This is a genomic window from Staphylococcus sp. IVB6240, assembly GCF_025558425.1.
In the GTDB taxonomy this organism is placed as follows: Bacteria; Bacillota; Bacilli; order Staphylococcales; family Staphylococcaceae; genus Staphylococcus.
Genome location: NZ_CP094718.1, coordinates 1,629,814 through 1,650,455, shown reverse-complemented (window position 1 = coordinate 1,650,455; position 20,642 = coordinate 1,629,814). Strand labels below are relative to the sequence as shown.

Genomic DNA, 20,642 nt, shown 5'->3' with positions numbered 1-20,642 from the left:
TTTGAATGTATAACATTCATTTTATCTGGTGCCAATGGCAAAGAGGTCACACCTGTTCCCATGCCGAACACAGAAGTTAAGCTCTTTAGCGCCGATGGTAGTTGAACTGACGTTCCGCTAGAGTAGGAAGGTGCCAGGTAATTTACGAAGAGAGGTCAATATGACTTCTCTTTTTTTGTGCTCACTTTTGTGGTGGAATGATATGCGATACTGTTTTGCCCTATTTAATGCTCCCGACACAGTGAAGTCCCGTTACAGGCCTGGTAGTAGGAGAGCTGTTAGAGAAAGCAAAGGGATCAATTGAGAAGTAGAACGTGAAGGAATCGGGTACAAACACTTTTGCTATGGACGAGTCTGGTTAACCAAACAAAGGCAATCTTGTTCCAGTTCTATGTATAGTAAACGATGTAGTGAGATAAGTAGTAACAACGAAGGCTGAGAAGACAGCAGAAGACATAGTAAGTGTATATATGATAAAAGATGAACCTAAAAATAAGAGAGAGGGACTATGTATTTGAACGTACATAGTCCCTCTCTCTTTTCTTCTTAAATCAACAGTGAATACAACATTTTATTTTCATTGATATAAATGTTTTTAGGGTCAAAGCCATTTACATTATGAATCAGTTGCTGAAGATCTTCGTGATTTTTTAATTGAATACCGATGATAACAGTACCTGTATTTTGAGAGCTCTTTTTCAAGTACTCAAACTTTGTGATATCATCTTGTGGTCCTAAGACGTCGTTTACGAATTGACGTAAGGCACCTGGGCGTTGTGGGAAGTTGAGGATGAAATAGTGCTTCATTTCTTCATAAAGTAATGAACGTTCTTCAATTTCCTTCATACGGTTGATATCATTGTTACCACCACTGATGATGCAAACAACATTTTTTCCTTTAATTTGTTCACGGTATTGTTCTAATGCACTGATACTTAATGCGCCTGCTGGTTCTGCGACAATGGCTTGTTTAGAATACATATCAAGGATTGTGGAGCATACAGCGCCTTCATCGACTTGTACGTAATCATGTAAGAGCTGATTACAAATATTAAATGTAATATCACCTACACGAGCAACTGAGGCACCATCGACAAATTTATCGATATTAGGCAATGTCACGACTTGTTGTTGTTGAACTGCTTCATACATACTACTTGCGCCTAATGGTTCAACACCAATAAGTTGTGTCTTTGGACTGTTCTGTGCAAAATAAGTTGCGACACCAGACATCAAACCGCCACCACCAATTGCACCAAAGGCATAGTCAAATGAAATGTTTTCTGTTTCTGCAACTTGTAATATTTCTTTTGCGATTGTTCCTTGACCTGCGATGGTATAGATGTTGTTAAATGGATCAATAAACGTCATGTCATGTTCATTCGTATATGAAAGAGCCTCTTTTAAGCAATCGTCAAATGTATCGCCAACGAGCTGAATTTCTACGTTATCACCACCGAAGAACTGCACCTGACTTACTTTTTGATTAGGTGTTGTAATTGGCATGAAAATAACGGCATTCAAATTTAGTTGAAGTGCAGTAAAAGCTACTCCTTGTGCATGGTTACCTGCACTTGCGCATGTAATACCTTTATTTTGTTGTTCCTTTGGTAAGACAGAAATAGCATTGTAGGCACCTCTTAGTTTGAAAGAACGCACCCATTGCAAGTCCTCGCGTTTTAAGTAGACGTTGCAGTCGTATTTCATTGATAGATAATGATCCTTCTCTAAAGGGGTTTGTTTTACTGTTTCATTTATGCGTAAAAATGCATCTTCTACATCTTTCGCAGTGACAGTTTGTGTTTGGACAGTCATTGTTTTCACTCCTTAATGTTGTTGCTCGTATTCTGAGATTTGTGATTCATATTGTAAAGTCATGGCAATGTCATCCAGTCCATTTACCAATTTGTGTTTCCAGGTTTCATCAATGTCGAAATGGCATGTACCATGTGATGTATTAATTTGTTGTTTCGGTAAATCAATGGTAATCGTTTGTTCTTTTGCTAATTGTTCTCGGCTCTCTTTATCAAGGGCAATTGGAAGAAGGGCATTTTTTGTACAATTCATGTAAAAAATATCACTGAAACTTCCTGCAATAATGACTTGAAAGCCATAATCTTTTAAAGCCCATGCTGCGTGTTCACGACTAGAACCACAGCCAAAGTTTTCACCAGTTACTAAAATACTTGCCCCTTGTGCTTCTGGTTGATTTAATGCAAATTCTGGGTTATCTGAACCATCCTCTAAGTAGCGCCATTCATCAAATAGAAAAGGGCCGAAACCTGTTTTTGAAATACGTTTAAGATGTACTTTAGGAATGATTTGGTCTGTATCAATATTGTTATGAAATAATGAGACCACTTTTCCTGTATATTTTTGAATTGGTTTAATTTCCATTAGGCAAGACCTACCTTTCTAACATCTACAAAGTGACCATGAATGGCTGCTGCGGCTGCCATGGCAGGGGAGACAAGATGCGTTCGAGAACCTTTACCCTGTCGTCCTTCAAAGTTACGATTACTTGTTGATGCACAATGAACACCTGCTGGCACTTGATCAGGGTTCATACCAAGACACATACTACAACCTGGTTCACGCCATTCAAATCCAGCTTCTTTAAAAATAGTATCCAAGCCTAATGCTTCTGCTTGTTTTTTAACTTGTCTAGATCCCGGAACGACGATGGCTGTAATATTGTCATGTACTCGTTGGCCCTTAACAAATTTACTTGCTTCAATTAAATCTGAAAGGCGTGCATTGGTACATGAGCCAAGGAAGACGTAACCTAGTGGAATATCAGCTGCTGTTTGTCCTGGTTGAAGTCCCATATAGTCATAAGCACGGGCGTCATTTGTATTCTCAATATTTGGAAATGGTGTAGAGAAGTTGACACCCATTTCAGGACTTGTCCCCCATGTAACTTGTGGTTCAAGATCCGTGACATCCAATGTAATGACTTTATCGAAAACAGCATCTTCATCACTGTATAACGTTGCCCAATAGGCTTGTTGTTTATCGAGATGCTGTGCATATGGTCGACCTTCTAGATAAGCAAGGGTCTTAGCATCTGGACGCATTAAGCCATATTTGGCACCTGCTTCAATGGCCATATTACAAATGGTCATACGACCTTCCATGGATAACTGTTCAATGGTGTCTCCTGTAAATTCCAGTGCATAACCTGTTCCGAAGTTCACGCCATGTTGATTGATGAGATGTAAGATAATATCTTTTGCATATACACCTTGTGGCAAAGTACCGTTAATTTCAATTTTTAAATTTTTAGGTTTTGTTTGCCAAAGAGTTTGTGTCGCAAAGACGTGTTCAACTTCACTTGTACCAATCCCAAACGCAATTGCGCCAAATGCGCCGTGAGTAGCAGTATGTGAATCCCCACAAACAATCGTTTTACCAGGCTGTGTTAATCCAGTTTCAGGTCCGACCATGTGAACGATCCCTTGTTCATCTGATCCCATATCAAAGAGTTGGACGTTAAAGTCCTCGCAGTTTTTTTGTAATGCTTGTATTTGTTTGTTCGCAATATCATCTTTAATATTGAAAATATCTACTGTTGGGACGTTGTGATCGAGTGTACCGAAAGTAAGGTCAGGCCTTCTTAATGGACGATTTTGGAGTCGCAATCCTTCAAACGCTTGTGGTGATGTCACCTCATGAATTAGGTGTAAATCAATATATAACAATTGGGGTTCTCCAGGTTGTCCAGTAATGACGTGATGGTCCCAAATTTTTTCAAATAATGTACGTCCCATAGTTTATGCCTCCTTGATATGAGATTGTAATACCTCAAAAATCTCGTTTGTTGTTGATTGACCGCCAAGATCAGGCGTGGTTATTTTGTGAGCAATCAGGTGATCGACTGCATTTTCTAGCCATGTTGCCATATCGTCACGATGTACTGACATTCTTAGGCACATAGCGAGTGACAGTAACATACCGAATGGATTTGCTTTATTTTGTCCTGCGATATCAGGTGCTGAGCCATGGATGGGTTCATAAAGTGCAGGGCCTGATTCACTAAAGCTCGCAGAAGGTGATAAACCAAGTGATCCTGGTAACATAGATGCCTCATCGCTTAAAATATCGCCAAATAAATTTTCAGTAACAATCACATCAAAGTCTGTTGGTCTTTTCAGCAAATGCATGCTACATGCATCGACGAGTAAATGTTCCACTGTTACATCAGGGTATTGGGTTGCAATGCGATCGACAGTCTGTCGCCATAACTTACTAGACGATAAGACATTTTCTTTATCAACAGAAGTTAATTTTTTACGGCGTTGTTGTGCTAGCTTAAATGCTTCATGGACAATACGTTCAATTTCATTTTTAGCGTAATTCAATGTATCAACGGCACCATTTTCATCCCAATGACTCGGTGTCCCAAAGTAAATACCGCTTGTTAATTCTCGAACGATGACTAAGTCCGTTGCAGCGACAATTTCTGCTTTTAAAGGCGATAAGTTCACGGTATGTTCGCTGACACGTGTTGGACGAATATTGGCGAACAATTCAAGTGACTTACGTAATTGTAATAACCCATGCTCAGGTCGGTTAGTAGGATATTGCCATTGTGGGCCACCAATCGCAGCGAGCAACACGGCATCAGCCTGTTGACATGCTGCTAATGTTGTTTCTGGGAGAGGGGATCCCGTTTCGTCAATCGCGCGGCCACCCATCAAATGTTCAGACACTTCATAGTCAAAGTGAAATTTTTGTGAGAGTGAGGCAAGTACTTCCAATGTACCTGCCATAATTTCAGGTCCAATGCCATCACCGGGTAAACTTACAATATGAAAAGTCATGCATTTTCACCTTCTTTTGATGGAATTGGTGAAGGTACTAACTGCGATGCGGCTTCAACATACGCTTTGCAGGAAGCATATAAAATATCATGATCAAAACCAACGCCGCTGACTTCTTTATTATCAAGTTGAAGTTGAACATGTACTTCTGCCTGTGCATCACGGCCTTCTGTTAAGGAATCAATGCGATAATCAATCAAGCTTGGTTTTACATCTAAAATACGATCGACCGCATTATAGACAGCAAGAATAGAACCAGTACCGATACTACTGTCTTGATATGTGTGACCTGCATGATCCTTCAAGACAACGACTGCACTTTGTAGTCCTTTTGATACAAATTGTAGTTGCAATGCATCTAATTGATAGGCAGCGTGTTTTTCATGTTCTGAACCTTGAATTAAAGCATGAATATCGCGATCTGTGACATGTTTTTTCTTATCAGCAATGCCTTTAAAAGCTTTGAAAAGTGATTTTTGTGTTTCAGTATCAATGTCATAGCCAAGTTGTTTTAACTTATCTTGGAATGCATGGCGTCCAGAAAGTTTACCAAGTGGCAATTCCGTATTTTTAACACCGACGAGTTGAGGGGTCATAATCTCGTAAGTTTCAGGGTTTTTCAAGAAACCATCCTGGTGAATACCTGATTCATGGCTAAACGCATTCTTACCGACAATTGCTTTGTTGCGTGGGACGCGCAAACCAGCATAGCGTGATATTAAGTCTGATGTTTGTTTAGTAGCATCTAGTTTAAGGTTGGTCTGTATGTGATAATGATCTTGTCGGACATAGAGACCAAGAGCAACTTCTTCTAATGCGGTATTGCCGGCGCGTTCTCCGATACCATTGACCGTTCCTTCAATACGTGTTGCACCATTTTCAATTGCTGCCATACTGTTCGCAACAGCAAGACCAAGGTCATCGTGACAATGAGCACTATACGTAATGGGTTGAGATGTTTTAATTTCTTGGATGAGTATTTTGAAAATCTGACCATATTCTTGAGGATACGTATAACCGACTGTATCTGGAATGTTAATAATGGTTGCGCCTGCATCAACAGCCGTTTGAACACTTTGAATGAGAAATGGTAAAGGTGTACGTGTTGCATCTTCTGGTGAGAATTGAACAATGTCAAAGTGTTCTTTCGCATAACGCACATGTTCATCTATTGAGGATAAAACTTCAGCTTCTGTCATATTGAGTTTCGATGTGAGATGAATAGGACTCGTTGCAATAAAGACATGTATGGAAGGGGAAACGGCATCTTTAGTCGCTTCATACACCGCATCAATATCTGACTTTAGGCAACGTGCAAGTCCTGTGACGGTGGTGCGTTTCAAATGTCGTGCAATCGCTTGAACAGATTGAAAACTTCCTTCACTAGAAGCGGGAAAACCAGCTTCTATCACATCAACGCCCCATTGTTCTAACTGAGATGCAATTTGTAAACGTTCATCAAACGAAAAACTGACACCTGGTGTTTGTTCTCCATCGCGTAGTGTTGTATCAAAAATTTGAATATGGCTAGACATAGTAAACAACTCCTTAAAATAATAAGCGCAGGGCATTTATACAAAGAAGTGGTAGGGTGAGGTTGAGTCACCGTTTATGAATACCTCAACCTCGTAGCACCTGCACTTATTTTAAAAATGATTATTTAGAAATACTTTTTGACTTGATAAATGGCATCATTTCGCGCAATGTTTGACCGACTTCTGTGATTTGATGATCTTGTTGGACTGCGCGCATTTCTTTAAATGATTTAAATCCATTTTTGTTATCTTCAATGAAGCGGTCACTGAATGTACCGTCTTGGATGTCTTTGAGTACAGCTTTCATATTATTTTTAGTTTCTTCAGTAATGACGCGTGGTCCTGAAACATAATCACCAAATTCAGCTGTGTTAGAGATTGAATAACGCATAATTTCAAGGCCTCCTTCGTACATAAGGTCTACGATTAACTTCATCTCGTGGAGGACTTCAAAGTAGGCGATTTCGGGTTGGTAACCAGCTTCTGTTAAAACTTCAAACCCACTTTGGATAAGGCGTGTGACACCACCACATAATACGGCTTGTTCACCGAATAAATCTGTTTCAGTTTCTTCTTTATAGGTTGTTTCTAAAACACCGGCACGTGTTGCACCGATTCCTTTGGCATAGCTTAATGCGAGGTCACGTGCTTGGCCTGTTGCATCTTGTTCTACTGCGAATAATGCAGGAACAGCAGAGCCTTCAACAAATGTACGGCGTACGAGATGACCTGGTCCCTTTGGTGCAACTAAGAAGACATCTACGTCACTAGGTGGTTGAATCACGTTAAAGTGAATGTTGAAGCCGTGTGCAAATGCTAACGCGTTACCTGTTTCTAAGTTAGGCGCAATCTCATTTTCATAAACGTCACCTTGGATTTCATCTGGTAATAACACCATAACGACGTCTGCTTGTTTAACAGCTTCTGCCACGGTAAAGACATCAAAGCCATCTTCTTTTGCTTGATCGAATGAGCGTCCAGGACGGATACCCACTACGACGTCATAGCCATTGTCTTTTAAGTTTTGTGCGTGTGCGTGTCCCTGTGATCCATAACCAACGACTGCTACTTTTTTCCCTTGTAATACATCTTGCTCTACTGAATTGTCATAATATACTTTTGCCATAAAAACATTCCTCCATAAATTATTTTTAATTTTCTGATTAATTATTAAACGATTGCGGCAGTGCCTGTACGTGATAGCTGTTGAATATCAAAAGCGGATAAATTTTCTAATAGCTGATCTAAGACATCTTGTGGTCCAACAGCCTGTAAATATAATGTTTCATCATCATCTTTTAATGTCGTTACATGCGCTTCATAGTCATGCAGTAATTGTGAAAACTGATTATTTTTCTGTGGTTTATTGAGTTTGATCAGTAATAACTCAAGGTTAAATGTATTCGTTTCTGTAATATCTTCAACTGTTAATGTATTCACTTGTTTCTTTAATTGTTGGATGATCGTTCGTAAAACACGATCATCCGGTACTTCAGCAACAAAGGTAATCTCTGTGATACCTGTCTCTAAAGTAGGGCCAGCTGTAATGTTTACGATGTTGAATTGTCGACGAACAAAAGTGCTTGTTAGGCGGTTGAGTGTACCAGCTTTATCGAATACGGTTAATTGAAATGTACGTCTCATTCTAATCCCTCCATTTCATGGTTTGCTTTACCAGTTGGTACCATTGGTAATACAGGTTCTGTAGGAGAGATTCGAATGTCAATCAAAGCCGGTCCCTCATAACTGAATGCTTCATCAAGTGTGGCTTCTAAGTCGTCTGCATGATCGACTAAAAAGCCTTTCACACCATATGCTTCTGACATTTTTAAGAAGTTTGGTTGCTTGTTAAAAATAGATTGAGAGAAGCGTTTATCAAAAAACTTATCTTGCCATTGTTTCACCATACCAAGTACACCGTTGTTCACGAGTACGATTTTGATATCTAAGTTGTACTCATTCAGTAACGCCATTTCTTGATTAGTCATTTGGAAGCCACCGTCACCTACAAAAGCGACAACTGTTTCATTTGGTTTGGCGAATTTAGCGCCGATAGCTGCTGGGATACCAAAGCCCATTGTGCCAAGGCCACCACTTGTGATAAGTTGCCCGTGTGTTTTAAATGGGTAAAACTGTGCCACCCACATTTGATGTTGACCAACATCCGTTGTGACATATGCATCGCCGTTTGTTAACTGGCCGATATATTCAATGGCGCGTTGTGGTTTGCTAAATGCAACATCATCTGTTTTTTTGTAAGAAAATGGATGTTTTGCTTTATAACTAGCAACTTCTTCTAACCAGGCTTGGTGTTCAGGAACAGCTACATCTAATGTGAGTAACTGTTCAAGTACTTCTTTCACATCAGCTACGATTCCTAAATCAGTATGGATGATTTTATTGATTTCTGATGGATCGATATCGACATGTACGATTTTTGCTTTTGGTGCAAATTCATCTGGCTTACTAGCGAGACGATCATCAAATCGTGAACCGAAGTTAATTAATAAATCACATTCTGTTAATGCCATGTTGCTTGCATACGAACCATGCATACCAGCCATTCCTAAGAAGAGGGGATTTTCATAAGGGATAGCACCTAAACCAAGTAACGATGTTGCTACAGGAATATTGTGACGTGTGACGAATGATTGTAGTAAGTCATTCGCTTTGGCAAAGTTGACACCTGCACCTGCAAGGACAAGTGGTTTTTCTGAATGGTGTAATAGTTCACGTAATACATTTAACTCTTCAGATAATGGTGTTGTTGTTACTTGATAGCCTGGGGTATGAACCGTTGCATCATACGGTGTTGCTGTTGTTAATGTCCCCATATCTTTAGGGAAGTCAATGACAACAGGTCCTTTACGTCCAGAGTTTGCGACGTGGAATGCTTCCTTAACGATACGAGGAATGTCATTTACATCACGCACTTGATAGTTATGTTTCGTGATCGGTGTTGTCATGGATAAAATATCTGCTTCTTGGAATGCATCTTTTCCAATTCCTGGAGATGCGACCTGTCCTGTAAAGACAACTAAAGGAAGGGAATCACTATATGCATCAGCGATACCAGTGATCGCATTTGTTGCACCAGGACCACTTGTTACAACAACGACTCCCGGTTTGCCACTAACACGTGCATATCCTTCAGCAGCGTGTGTGGCACCTTGTTCGTGTCGATAAAGAATATGTTGTGGTCCATTTCCATCATAGAAAGTATCGTAAAGTGGTAAAACAGCACCACCTGGATAACCAAAGATATATTCGACATTTTCTTCAATTAATGCATCGACTAATAGTTCGGAACCTGTTTTAAAGGTTGTTGATGTATCTGATGTGGGTTCATGATCTGTTGTTTTTAATTGAGACATATGAATAACCTCCATTTTGATAGAATTTATAATAAATCTTCTGGCACTTTGATTACGCCACCTGTATTTGCACTTGTCACAAGGGCTGTATATCGTGCTAAGTAACCTGTTTTTACTTTTGCTTTGAAAGGTTTTTGAGATGCTTTACGTGTTGCTAATGTTGCTTCATCGACATGTAAATCGAGTGTGCGGTCTGTTAAGTCGATTGTGATTTCATCGCCATCTTCTATAAGTCCGATTGGGCCCCCTGCAGCGGCTTCAGGTGAGATATGTCCAACTGCAATACCACGCGTTGCGCCTGAGAAACGACCGTCTGTGATGAGGGCGACGTCTTTTCCTAATCCACGACCTACAATGGAAGAAGTAGGGGCAAGCATCTCTGGCATACCGGGACCACCTTTTGGACCTTCATAGCGAATCACAACGACATGACCTGCTTTTACAGTATGATCATCGATAGCGGCAACGGCTTCATCGTGGCTGTTAAAACAGATGGCTTTACCAGTAAATGTTTTGATGCTTGGATCCACACCACCGACTTTAATAACAGCACCATCTGGGGCGATATTGCCGTATAAGATCGATAGGCCACCTTCTTTATCGTAAGGATTGTCGAGTTTACGTATTACGACATCATTCGTAATTTCTTTTCCTTCATTGTTTTCACGTAATGTTTTGCCTGTTACAGTGATGCGATCCGGATGTAATACCCCTTCTTTTTTCATCAGTTCATTGATGATAGCAGGTACACCGCCCGCTTCATGTACATCTTGCATAGAGTAGGCAGAACTTGGTGCGATTTTAGATAAATATGGTGTTTTCTTAGCGACTTCATTGATGCGAGATAAGTCGTAATCAACGCCAGCTTCTTGTGCAATTGCAAGTGTATGTAACACGGTGTTAGTAGAACCACCCATCGCCATATCGAGGGCAAATGCATCATCAATCGCTTCTTTTGTGACAATGTCACGTGGTTTGATGTCATGTTTTACGTTGTAGACTAGTTGTTTGGCAGCTTGTCGGATCATTTCACGACGTTCATCACTGACGGCTAATGCTGTACCATTGTATGGAAGGGCGAGTCCGAGAACTTCCATTAAGCAGTTCATTGAGTTGGCAGTGAACATGCCTGAACATGACCCACATGTTGGACATGCATTTTGTTCCATTTCTAAAAATTCTTCTTTAGACATGTTGTCTTCTTTAAATGCGCCAACTGCCTCGAACATAGATGAGAGTGTTAATGCTTTTCCTTGTGAAGAGAGTCCCGCTTTCATAGGACCACCTGAACAGAAGATAGCAGGGACATTTGTTCTCATCGCAGCAAGCATCATACCAGGTGTGATTTTGTCACAGTTTGGAATGTAGAAGACTCCATCAAACCAGTGAGCATTGATGACTGTTTCTGCAGCATCCGCAATAATTTCACGACTTGGTAAGGAATAACGCATACCGATATGACCCATTGCAATACCATCATCGACACCGATTGTATTGAATTCAAATGGAACGCCACCTGCTTCACGAATCGCTTCCTTAGCAATATCTCCGAGCTCGCGTAAATGGACATGGCCAGGAACGATGTCAATATATGAATTACAGATTGCGATAAATGGTTTATTCATATCAGTAGGGGATTTTATTTGCCCAGTCGCATGTAATAAACTTCTCGCTGGGGCTTGATGATCACCTTTTTTAATCATGTCACTTCTCATTTTTGTTGCCTCCTTGGTTGTTTACAGTTATTTATGGAAAATAAAAAATACGCCCCAATTTTGAATTGGGACGTATTATGGAAAGTCCCATTCAACTAGAAATAGGACTTAAGCAATTTAGTAATAAGTTCTTACTAAAGCTCCAGTCCAGGGCGTGATAATAAAATAATGATATTAAATTGTTGGTTAGGGAATGAATCATTCTTCGTCATCATTTTAATACGCTCCTTTAAATAGTTGAATGGACTCTTCTCAAATAAGTGTTGTTAATTAAATGAATTATCTGAAAAAGGATAAACTTAATTTACCTCATCTTTTTAGCGAAGTCAACAGTAAGTTTTAAATTTTCTGAAAAAACTTTTAATTTAAGGTCTAAGAACTGCTAAATATAGATGAAGTATTTAAAAGTGAATCATCCAAGATTTGAATAGCAATTAAAAATGATTTCCAAAGTTTGATGTACAACTGAGATTCTATTGATGTGTTTCTTGAATCATGTCACATATGTTAGATTACTTCAGAAGATTTGTAAGAAAGCCACTTTCAATTATGAGTCGTTCCCAATTCTACTCAGTACAAAAATTTGATACAATAGATAGGAAAATTGAGTCAGGAGTGCACAAAATGAAAAAGATTTTTAATTTAGCAGAAATGGAAGTATTTGCTCAGCAACTTGCACAACAACTTGGAGCCGGTGATGTGTTGTTGTTAGACGGTGACTTAGGTGCAGGTAAGACAACGTTCAGTCAATTTTTAGGGCGTGCACTAGGTGTTAAACGTACAATCAATTCACCGACTTTTAATATTATTAAATCATATAGAGGCTCAGTACTTAACTTTCATCATATGGATTGTTATCGACTTGAAGATTCAGAGGAAGACTTAGGTTTTGACGAATACTTCAATGATGATGCCGTGACAGTGGTCGAGTGGAGTCAATTTATAGAAGAATATTTACCAGAGACATTTTTAAAGATAACGATTACGGTCGTTAATGAAACAGAGCGTGCGTTGCAATTAGAAGCGGTAGGTACGCATTATGAAGCGATAAAGGAGACACTTGAACATGTATAGTTTATTGATTGATAGCTCGAATCAGCCATTAGCAGTTGCGTTGATGAAGGAAGATCAAGTGCTTGGAACATATACATCTGCTGTAAAGCAAAATCATTCTGTACAACTGATGCCACAAGTTGCTGCATTGTTAGAAACAGCTAAAATCACACCACAAGACTTAACAGATATTATTGTGGCACAAGGACCTGGATCGTATACAGGACTTCGTATTGGTGTGACGGTTGCTAAAACGTTAGCTTACACATTAAATGCAAATCTATATGGTGTCTCATCATTGAAGGCACTTGCAGCCACTTTGCAATGGACGGATCGTGTCATTGTCCCAATCATGAATGCACGTCGTGAACATGTGTATGCAGGCGCATATCAATGGCAAGACGGACAGCTCAATACAGTTATGGAAGATCAATATATTGCACTGACAGATTTAATTGAACGTATGAAAGATGAGCAAAAGGTATTGTTTATAGGAGAAGATGTACGTCAATTTGAAGAATCGTTACAAGATTTTGATGTCCTACTATTGCTGCCTAAAGCAGAAGCGATGTGGCAGCATAAAGGTGAACCGCAAAATGTTCATAGCTTTAGTCCACAATATTTGAAGTTATCGGAGGCAGAACAAAATTGGTTGAATCAACAAAATTCAAAGACCAACTAAATATTCGTCGTATGACACATGAAGATGTGCCGGCTGTGTTTGATTTAGAGAGAATCAGTTTTCATAAAAGTTCATGGACGATCGACGCGTTTTATCATGAACTTGAACATAATAACTTTGCACATTATTTTGTGATGACATATGATGAAGTCGTGATTGGCTATATTGGCTTATGGATTGTGATTGATCAAGCACAGATTACAACCATTGCTGTAGCGCCTGAATATAGAGGCTATGGACTTGGCCAGTTATTAATGAACTATGCCAAAAACTTTGCTGCTTCCATTGCAACAATGATGAGTTTGGAAGTGCGTGTGAATAATCATGTTGCACAGCATGTCTATGAAAAATTAGGCTTTCAATATGGTGGTAAACGAAAAAATTATTATGGTGACGGAGAGGACGCATGCGTAATGTGGGTGAACTTAAATGACTAAACAAACTTTAATATTAGCAGTTGAAACAAGCTGTGATGAAACGAGTGTCAGTGTCATTGCAGATGGACAACAGATTTTAAGTAACAGTGTCTTGAGTCAAATTGAGAGTCATAAACGTTTTGGTGGCGTTGTGCCAGAAGTGGCAAGCCGTCATCATGTCGAAAATATGACGTTGATGATAGAAGATGCGTTGCAAACAGCACAAGTCACAATGGATGATATTGATGCAGTAGCTGTGACACAAGGCCCTGGACTTATTGGTGCGCTGTTAGTTGGTGTTAATGCTGCAAAAGCTTTGGCATTTGCACATAACAAGCCGTTGATCCCAGTACATCATATTGCAGGGCATATATATGCTAATCAATTGGATAATGGACTGACATTCCCGTTAATGGCATTGATCGTATCAGGGGGACACACAGAACTTGTGCTCATGCGTGATCATCTGGACTTTGAAGTGATTGGTGAGACACGCGACGATGCGGTGGGAGAAGCGTATGACAAAGTGGCACGTACAATTGGTTTACTATATCCAGGTGGGCCACATGTTGATAAACTTGCTGCACAAGGTTCAGATACGTATGAATTTCCACGTGTATGGTTAGAGCCGGATAGTTTTGACTTTAGCTTTAGTGGCTTAAAAAGTGCAGTGATTAATAAGCTACACAACTTAAAGCAAAAAGGGGAGACACCGATTCCTGAAAATGTGGCCGCAAGTTTCCAAAATAGCGTTGTTGAAGTATTAGTTGGAAAAGCCATTCGTGCGTGCGAAACTTATGATGTCAAACAACTCATTGTTGCAGGTGGCGTCGCAAGTAACCGCGGTTTACGTGCTGAGTTAGAACGTACTACACAAGAGCACGGTATCACATTATCTATTCCTGAGCCGAAGCTTTGTACAGATAATGCTGCCATGATTGGCGCAGTCGCGTATCATTTATATCAAAAAGAAATTTTTACAGATCTGTCTTTAAATGGTAAAAGTAATATGTTTTTAGATACGATATCTTAAAATAAAACACCTTCACATTGAATAAATAATCGATGTGAAGGTGTTTTGACGTAATTGAGAAACGTCAAGAGGGAACGTACGTACTTATGCACAAGTTGTTAACGAAAAGTGGATAACTTGCGTATAAATCGTGGATAAACGTCATTTTTGTGGATAAATAAGGTGGGTATGCATATTTTACATTGTGGATAACTCGGATAACTGTGTGGATAGGCGAGGGTATCACATTTTTATTGTGAATAAAAAAACCAAAGATGGCAGAAAATTCCTGCACATCTTTGGTTAAATATCATCTAAATCACTGACTAAAATTTGTAATTCTTCCCATTTTGTCATTGTTTCTTCTAAGCTTTGTTCGATAGTTGTTCGCTCTTCTGCAAGGGCTTGTATTTGTTCATAATCATCAATAATTTCAGGATCTGACATCGCTACATCGATTTCTTCAATACGTGATTCGTACGTATCAATATCTGATTCTAGCGCTTCAATCTGACGTGTTAGTTTACGTTTTTCACGACGTGCTGCTTTTAAATCCTCGTACGTTGCTTCTTGTTCGGTTGGAAGATCCATCATTGGTTCAGTCGGAGTATTTTGAGATTCAGCATGTGTCGCAAAAGCCTGTTGCTGTTCTAACTTTTCGAGATAATATTGATAATCTCCTAAGTAAACACGGCCACCATCAGCATCCAGATCAAAGATTTTATTAGCTAATTCATTAATAAAGTAACGATCATGAGAAACAAAAATGAGTGTGCCAGCAAAATCATTCAGTGCTTGTTCTAACATTTCCTTTGAATCAATATCCAAGTGGTTGGTCGGTTCGTCAAGAATTAAGACATTGTTGCGTTCTAACATGAGTAATGCAAGTTGAAGACGTGCTTTTTCGCCACCAGATAGATCGTTAATGATTTTTTGTACATCGTCTTGTGTAAATAGGAAACGGCCAAGGACTGCACGTATATCTTTTTCTGGCATATGTCGGTATTGATCCCAAACATAATCTAAAATGGTTTTATTTGATTGGAATTCTGCTTGTTTTTGATCATAGTATCCAATTTTTAAGTTTGCACCAGGAATCACTTCTCCTGAAATGGCATCTAAGCGGCCAGCTAATGTTTTGATTAGCGTGGACTTCCCGATACCATTTGGCCCAATGACAGCGATATGATCGCCTTTTGACACTTCGATGTTAATAGGGCGCGTAATCGGTGATCCGTAACCGACTTCAAGTTGACGGATGTGCATGACATCGTTACCTGTATTACGATCAAAATCAAATCGGATATCAGCACTTCTTGCGTCTAGCATTGGTTTTTCAATACGTGTCATTTTTTCTAGAACCTTACGTCGGCTTTTTGCCATGCCACTTGTAGAAGCACGTGTGATATTTTTCTTAACAAATGTTTCTAAACGTTTAATCTCATCTTGTTGACGTTCATATTCTGCTAATCGCTTTTGGTAGTATTGGTCACGCTGGGCAATAAACTTTGCATAATTTCCAACATAATGTTTTACTTCACCTAAAGAAACATCATAAATTTGTGTCACGATTTTATCTAAGAAGTAACGGTCATGCGAAATGATCACAATAGCACCTTTGAAAAACTTTAAATAGTCTTCCAACCATGCAGTCGTCTCCATATCCAGATGGTTTGTCGGCTCATCAAGTAACAATAAATCAGGCTCACGTAACAACATTTGTGCCAGTGACAGACGTGTTTTTTGCCCACCACTAAAGTCATTAACAGGGCGATTATAATCTGATTCTGTAAAATGCAGGCCGTTCAGCACCGTTTTTATTTTACGCTCATAGTCATAGCCGCCTAGTTTTTCAAATTCATTCGAAATGGTTTCGTAACGATTCATATGTTCTTGATAAGCATCCGTATCATAGCGATCCGCGTGTTGTGCAAGCCAATCTGTCTCTACTTGCATCTTCTCACCCAATTGTTTGAGATGCTCAAATGGTTGTAACATCTCATCAAACACTGTGTTTTGTGTATTGAGTGTCATTTGTTGAGTGAGATAACCCATTTTTAAGTTTTTAATTTTTGAAATGTGGCCACTTTCATATGATTCCACACCAGCAATGATTTTCATTAATGTTGACTTACCAGCACCATTACGGCCGACAATGCCAATGCGTTCACCTGTTTTGACTTCAAAGTTTACATCGTCAAAAATGGTCTCACCATCAAAGGACTTCGAAATTTGACTGAGTTGCATTAATATCATGTGAGGATGCTCCTTTCATTAACATATATTGTACAATAAATTATTTGCCTATCAAAATGTAAATGTTTCTTTCTGAGACAAAGTCAGTTATAATAATACTGTTATACTGTGAAATGTATCACATGTGTTTTTAGAAATATTTTTGGAGGACTGTGTAATGGCTAAAGAAACGGTGAAAATTCCAAGAGCAACCTTGAAACGCTTACCTTTATATTATCGTTTTGTAAACACGTTAAAAGCTAAAGGTGAAAATCGTGTGAATTCAAAAGCAATCAGTGAAGGATTGAATATTGATTCAGCTACGATTAGACGTGACTTTTCGTATTTTGGTGAACTCGGCAAAAAGGGATATGGCTATAACATTGACAACCTTCTAGACTTCTTCAAATCAGAATTAAGTGATGCAGAAGAGATCCACATTGGCATTGTAGGTGTCGGTAACCTCGGACATGCATTGATCACTTATAACTTTTCCATCCATGATGATATGACAATTACAGAAGCATTTGATATACGTCCAGAAGTAATCGGTGAAACGGTTGGTAACGTCGTTGTTAAACCAATGTCAGACATGACAGATATTATTAAGAAAGAAAAGCTTGAAGTCGTAATTATCGCCACACCAGAATCAGCTGCACAAGCAGTCACAGACCAACTTGTCGAAGCTGGTATCAAAGGGATTCTTAACTTTACACCAAAACGTGTACAAGTACCAAAGAGTGTTCAAGTACATCAAATTGACTTAGGCGTAGAGCTTCAATCGTTATTATTCTTTATGAAAAATTACAATTCAACAATTAAGGCATAATGCATTCTAAGGCATAATGCATTCAACATAGATCATTGAATATGTAAGAAAATAGCCATCAAAATTCAGAAACTTGAATTTTGAGGTTTTTTTTATGCTTTTTTAAGGATGAGATTATGAAAGGAGTGGTTAGAATTCCAGTAAAATCAGAGCAGGAAATAAAAAGAATTCCTAAATGGTGTAGTAGTTGATTGATATGTGTCTACATCTACTACATATCTAATTACTTTTACAGGGACACGACGAAAACTTTATGTTCCCAGTTCTGTTGAGAATTCTACTTCTTGAACACTGAAATTGTACAGATTGATCATGCCTTTTGTTATTTCCATCGATATGTAATAGAAAAATGTACAATTTTACACAATCTCTTGCATTTTCATATTATATTCTTTACAATTCTTATATTATTAATCGGAAATAGGAGGTTGACGGAATGCTTTGGACTATTATTAGTGGTTTAATAGTTGGATCATTATTAGGGTTTGTGATGCAGCGTACACGTTTTTGCTTAACAGGTGGATTCCGTGACATGTATGTACAAAAAATAATAAAATGTTTTATGCCTTACTCATTGCAATATCAATTCAAGCAGTCGGCATTTTTGCATTACAATCAGCAGGTTTGATTACAATTGATAATGGATCATTCCCAATTGTAGGAACAATCGTTGGGTCATTTATCTTTGGGATTGGTATTATTTTAGCTGGTGGTTGTGCAACGGGTACTTATTATCGTGCTGGTGAAGGTCTAATCGGTAGCTGGATCGCATTAGGTTTCTATGCCTTATTTGCAGCGATTACCAAATTTGGTGTTTTAGCACCGTTGAATGACAGTTTACAAAGTACAACAGTAGCAAATGCAGATATGTCTACTTCTACAGGTATCCCTTATTGGGTATGGTTAGTACTTCTTGTTGCAATCACAGTATTTGTAGTGGTTAAAACATTGCGTAAACCAAAACCTACAATTGCTGTACCAAAATTAAAACAACGTTATACTGGTGTACGTCATTTATTATTTGAACGTCGTTATCATCCATTTGTTGCGGCGATTGCAATAGGTCTTATCGCGATGATTGCTTGGCCAATGAGTGGTTCAACAGGTCGTGATGGTGGACTTGGTATTACAACACCATCTGCACACATCGTTCAATTTTTAACAACAGGGAATGTATCAGTATTAGACTGGGGCGTTTTCCTTGTACTTGGTATTTTAGTTGGTTCATATATTGCAGCGAAAGGTTCACGTGAATTTAAATGGCGTTTACCGGACATTAAAACAATTCGTAACAGTGCCATCGGTGGTACATTTATGGGATTTGGTGCAGCCGTTGCAGGCGGATGTTCAATCGGGAATGGTCTTGTTGCTACAGCAGCATTATCTTGGCAAGGCTGGATCGGATTAGCATCTATGATTTTAGGAACATGGTTTATGAGTTACTTCTTATTTGTCAAACCATTACGTGCAGCACGTCAACAAACACAAAGTGTAAAAGCACAGTCAGTCAATGCATAATATAGAGTTAAAGGAGATATAAACTTGGTCTATGAATTAGGTACAGTTGGAATGGTATGTCCGTTCCCATTAATCGAAGCACAAAAGAAAATGGAAGAACTTGCTGTTGGTGATGAGTTGAAAATTGATTTTGACTGCACACAAGCAACAGAATCAATTCCGAACTGGGCAGCAGAACAAAACTATCCAATCACAAATTATGAGCAACTTGGTGATGCGTCTTGGACAATCACTGTTCAAAAAGCTTAATGATTTAATAAAATGATAAGAGGCTCTTGCATGATATCACACATGTACGAGCCTCTTTTTTGCGTTTAAAATGCCGCTATTAATATGATGATTTATGAATTGTGAAAACTTGTCACAACTTAGAAAAGTTCGCTTGAAAGAACCACAAGATTTAGCGAATTTTTAGGTAGGTTTATGTTAGAATAACAATTGACATAGTGAGGTGAAAGAGATGAACATTCGAGATATTGCGGAACTAGCTGGTGTCTCAAAAAGCACGGTTTCACGCTATTTGAATAAGGGGCCTATTAGCCCAAAGACACAGCGAAAAATTCAAGAAGTGATAGACGCTCATGAATATGCGCCAAACCAATTTGCGCAAAGTTTAAGGGCACAAAAAACTAAAATGATCGGTGTAATTATTCCGCGTATGAATTCTTATGCGGTGGCGAGTACGGTACAAGGGATCAAAAAAACATGTGAATCACAAAAGTATCAAATGCTTTTGTCTTTAACTGAGCGTGACGTTGATCAAGAGCTTGAGGCATTGCGGTCATTTCAACGCAGTAAAGTCGACGGCGTGCTCTTTATGGCAACTGCGATTACAGAGGCGCACATGGAAGTGATTCAATCGATGCCGATGCCGGTTATTTTGATAGGTCAGAATCATGCGACTTTGAGTGCGATTTATCATAACGATCTACAAGCAGGACAATTAATGGCACAGCACTTGATTGCTCTAGGTGTTAAACATGTATGTTATGCAGGCGTACCAGATGAAGACCAAGCTGTTGGACAGTTACGTTACCAAGGGCTATACGATACACTCAATGCGCAGGGGGTTAAAGTGGATATGATTCAAGCTGCTTTTGATTACGATACAGCCTTGTCACAGTTACAACAGCAATTATTAATAGAAGACAATACCGCATATATCGGTGCGACAGATACAATCGCATTGGCACTGTATCATTTGATTATGCACGAATCAGAAATGACACCGTTTATTGGTGGATTTGGCGGAGATCCCGTCACAGAAATTGTTCATCCTAAGATACATACTATTTATTATCAATATGAACGTGCCGGTCAGTTGGCCGTAGAAGCACTCTTTAAGCAAATCACACATTCAGATACCCTCACAACGCACGTATTAGATGTACAAACATCACAGGATGAAATCTTATTACACAAAAATGGGACCGTTACCATATAGAAGGAG

The 20,642-nt window shown here is 39.0% G+C and carries 17 protein-coding genes, 1 rRNA gene and 1 pseudogene; 9 read left to right on the top strand and 10 right to left on the bottom strand.

The window, feature by feature from the left end:
- The first annotated feature begins 24 nt into the window (after window positions 1-24).
- Window positions 25-139 (top strand): 5S ribosomal RNA (rrf, locus tag MUA88_RS08190).
- Window positions 140-546: 407 nt separating this feature from the next.
- On the opposite strand, the gene ilvA is transcribed toward rrf, so the two are convergent.
- The 9 genes from ilvA to ilvD all read right to left on the bottom strand — a co-directional run bounded on the left by ilvA (window position 547) and on the right by ilvD (window position 11,447).
- On the bottom strand, window positions 547-1,815 hold the full coding sequence (ilvA, locus tag MUA88_RS08185; protein WP_262605378.1) for a threonine ammonia-lyase IlvA: 1,269 nt from the start codon (window positions 1,813-1,815) through the stop codon (window positions 547-549).
- A gap of 12 nt (window positions 1,816-1,827) precedes the next feature.
- Entirely contained in the window at window positions 1,828-2,397 is a 570-nt protein-coding gene (leuD, locus tag MUA88_RS08180; protein ID WP_262603694.1) for a 3-isopropylmalate dehydratase small subunit, read from the bottom strand.
- The gene (gene leuC / locus MUA88_RS08175; RefSeq protein WP_262605377.1) at window positions 2,397-3,770 is read right to left on the bottom strand and encodes a 3-isopropylmalate dehydratase large subunit; all 1,374 of its coding nucleotides are present in this window, start codon (window positions 3,768-3,770) and stop codon (window positions 2,397-2,399) included. Before leuC ends, leuD begins: the two co-directional genes overlap by 1 nt.
- A 3-nt stretch (window positions 3,771-3,773) precedes the next feature.
- Window positions 3,774-4,823: a 3-isopropylmalate dehydrogenase gene (leuB, locus tag MUA88_RS08170; RefSeq protein ID WP_262605376.1), complete on the bottom strand. Its 1,050-nt coding sequence runs from the start codon at window positions 4,821-4,823 to the stop codon at window positions 3,774-3,776.
- The gene (locus MUA88_RS08165) at window positions 4,820-6,358 is read right to left on the bottom strand and encodes a 2-isopropylmalate synthase (protein ID WP_262605375.1); all 1,539 of its coding nucleotides are present in this window, start codon (window positions 6,356-6,358) and stop codon (window positions 4,820-4,822) included. Before MUA88_RS08165 ends, leuB begins: the two co-directional genes overlap by 4 nt.
- Window positions 6,359-6,479: 121 nt before the next feature.
- Window positions 6,480-7,514 (bottom strand): ketol-acid reductoisomerase, encoded by a 1,035-nt coding sequence (ilvC, locus tag MUA88_RS08160; protein ID WP_262605954.1) that lies wholly within the window; start codon window positions 7,512-7,514, stop codon window positions 6,480-6,482.
- 14 nt (window positions 7,515-7,528) lie between these two features.
- Window positions 7,529-8,002 carry an acetolactate synthase small subunit gene (gene ilvN / locus MUA88_RS08155; RefSeq protein ID WP_262605374.1) on the bottom strand — a complete coding sequence of 158 codons (474 nt, stop codon included), beginning with the start codon at window positions 8,000-8,002 and terminating at the stop codon, window positions 7,529-7,531.
- The gene (gene ilvB, locus MUA88_RS08150) at window positions 7,999-9,732 is read right to left on the bottom strand and encodes a biosynthetic-type acetolactate synthase large subunit (protein ID WP_262603690.1); all 1,734 of its coding nucleotides are present in this window, start codon (window positions 9,730-9,732) and stop codon (window positions 7,999-8,001) included. Before ilvB ends, ilvN begins: the two co-directional genes overlap by 4 nt.
- A 26-nt stretch (window positions 9,733-9,758) precedes the next feature.
- Window positions 9,759-11,447: a dihydroxy-acid dehydratase gene (gene ilvD / locus MUA88_RS08145; RefSeq protein WP_262605373.1), complete on the bottom strand. Its 1,689-nt coding sequence runs from the start codon at window positions 11,445-11,447 to the stop codon at window positions 9,759-9,761.
- A gap of 624 nt (window positions 11,448-12,071) precedes the next feature.
- Between ilvD and tsaE the strand changes: the two genes are divergently transcribed.
- From tsaE to tsaD, 4 genes are read left to right on the top strand one after another with little or no spacing between them, the layout of a single operon-like run.
- The gene (gene tsaE, locus MUA88_RS08140) at window positions 12,072-12,521 is read left to right on the top strand and encodes a tRNA (adenosine(37)-N6)-threonylcarbamoyltransferase complex ATPase subunit type 1 TsaE (protein WP_262605372.1); all 450 of its coding nucleotides are present in this window, start codon (window positions 12,072-12,074) and stop codon (window positions 12,519-12,521) included.
- Window positions 12,514-13,182 (top strand): tRNA (adenosine(37)-N6)-threonylcarbamoyltransferase complex dimerization subunit type 1 TsaB, encoded by a 669-nt coding sequence (gene tsaB, locus MUA88_RS08135; RefSeq protein ID WP_262603687.1) that lies wholly within the window; start codon window positions 12,514-12,516, stop codon window positions 13,180-13,182. The genes tsaE and tsaB overlap by 8 nt, the downstream gene beginning before the upstream one ends.
- Window positions 13,183-13,193: 11 nt before the next feature.
- The gene (rimI, locus tag MUA88_RS08130; protein ID WP_262605147.1) at window positions 13,194-13,619 is read left to right on the top strand and encodes a ribosomal protein S18-alanine N-acetyltransferase; all 426 of its coding nucleotides are present in this window, start codon (window positions 13,194-13,196) and stop codon (window positions 13,617-13,619) included.
- Window positions 13,612-14,631: a tRNA (adenosine(37)-N6)-threonylcarbamoyltransferase complex transferase subunit TsaD gene (gene tsaD / locus MUA88_RS08125; protein ID WP_262603686.1), complete on the top strand. Its 1,020-nt coding sequence runs from the start codon at window positions 13,612-13,614 to the stop codon at window positions 14,629-14,631. The genes rimI and tsaD overlap by 8 nt, the downstream gene beginning before the upstream one ends.
- 282 nt (window positions 14,632-14,913) lie before the next feature.
- Here tsaD and abc-f read toward each other — a convergent pair whose 3' ends face one another.
- Window positions 14,914-16,866 (bottom strand): ribosomal protection-like ABC-F family protein, encoded by a 1,953-nt coding sequence (gene abc-f, locus MUA88_RS08120; RefSeq protein ID WP_262605371.1) that lies wholly within the window; start codon window positions 16,864-16,866, stop codon window positions 14,914-14,916.
- A 157-nt stretch (window positions 16,867-17,023) separates the two neighbouring features.
- Here abc-f and MUA88_RS08115 point away from each other — a divergent pair, with 157 nt between their 5' ends.
- The 4 genes and pseudogenes from MUA88_RS08115 (at window position 17,024) to MUA88_RS08100 (ending at window position 20,636) form a co-directional block, all read left to right on the top strand.
- Window positions 17,024-17,674: a redox-sensing transcriptional repressor Rex gene (locus MUA88_RS08115; protein ID WP_262603684.1), complete on the top strand. Its 651-nt coding sequence runs from the start codon at window positions 17,024-17,026 to the stop codon at window positions 17,672-17,674.
- Window positions 17,675-18,110: 436 nt separating this feature from the next.
- Window positions 18,111-19,192: pseudogene (locus tag MUA88_RS08110) on the top strand (YeeE/YedE family protein).
- A gap of 24 nt (window positions 19,193-19,216) precedes the next feature.
- Entirely contained in the window at window positions 19,217-19,441 is a 225-nt protein-coding gene (locus MUA88_RS08105; protein WP_262559268.1) for a sulfurtransferase TusA family protein, read from the top strand.
- Between the two features lie 211 nt (window positions 19,442-19,652).
- Window positions 19,653-20,636, top strand: a complete 984-nt coding sequence (locus tag MUA88_RS08100) for a LacI family DNA-binding transcriptional regulator (RefSeq protein ID WP_262603682.1) — start codon at window positions 19,653-19,655, stop codon at window positions 20,634-20,636.
- Window positions 20,637-20,642 lie beyond the last annotated feature (6 nt).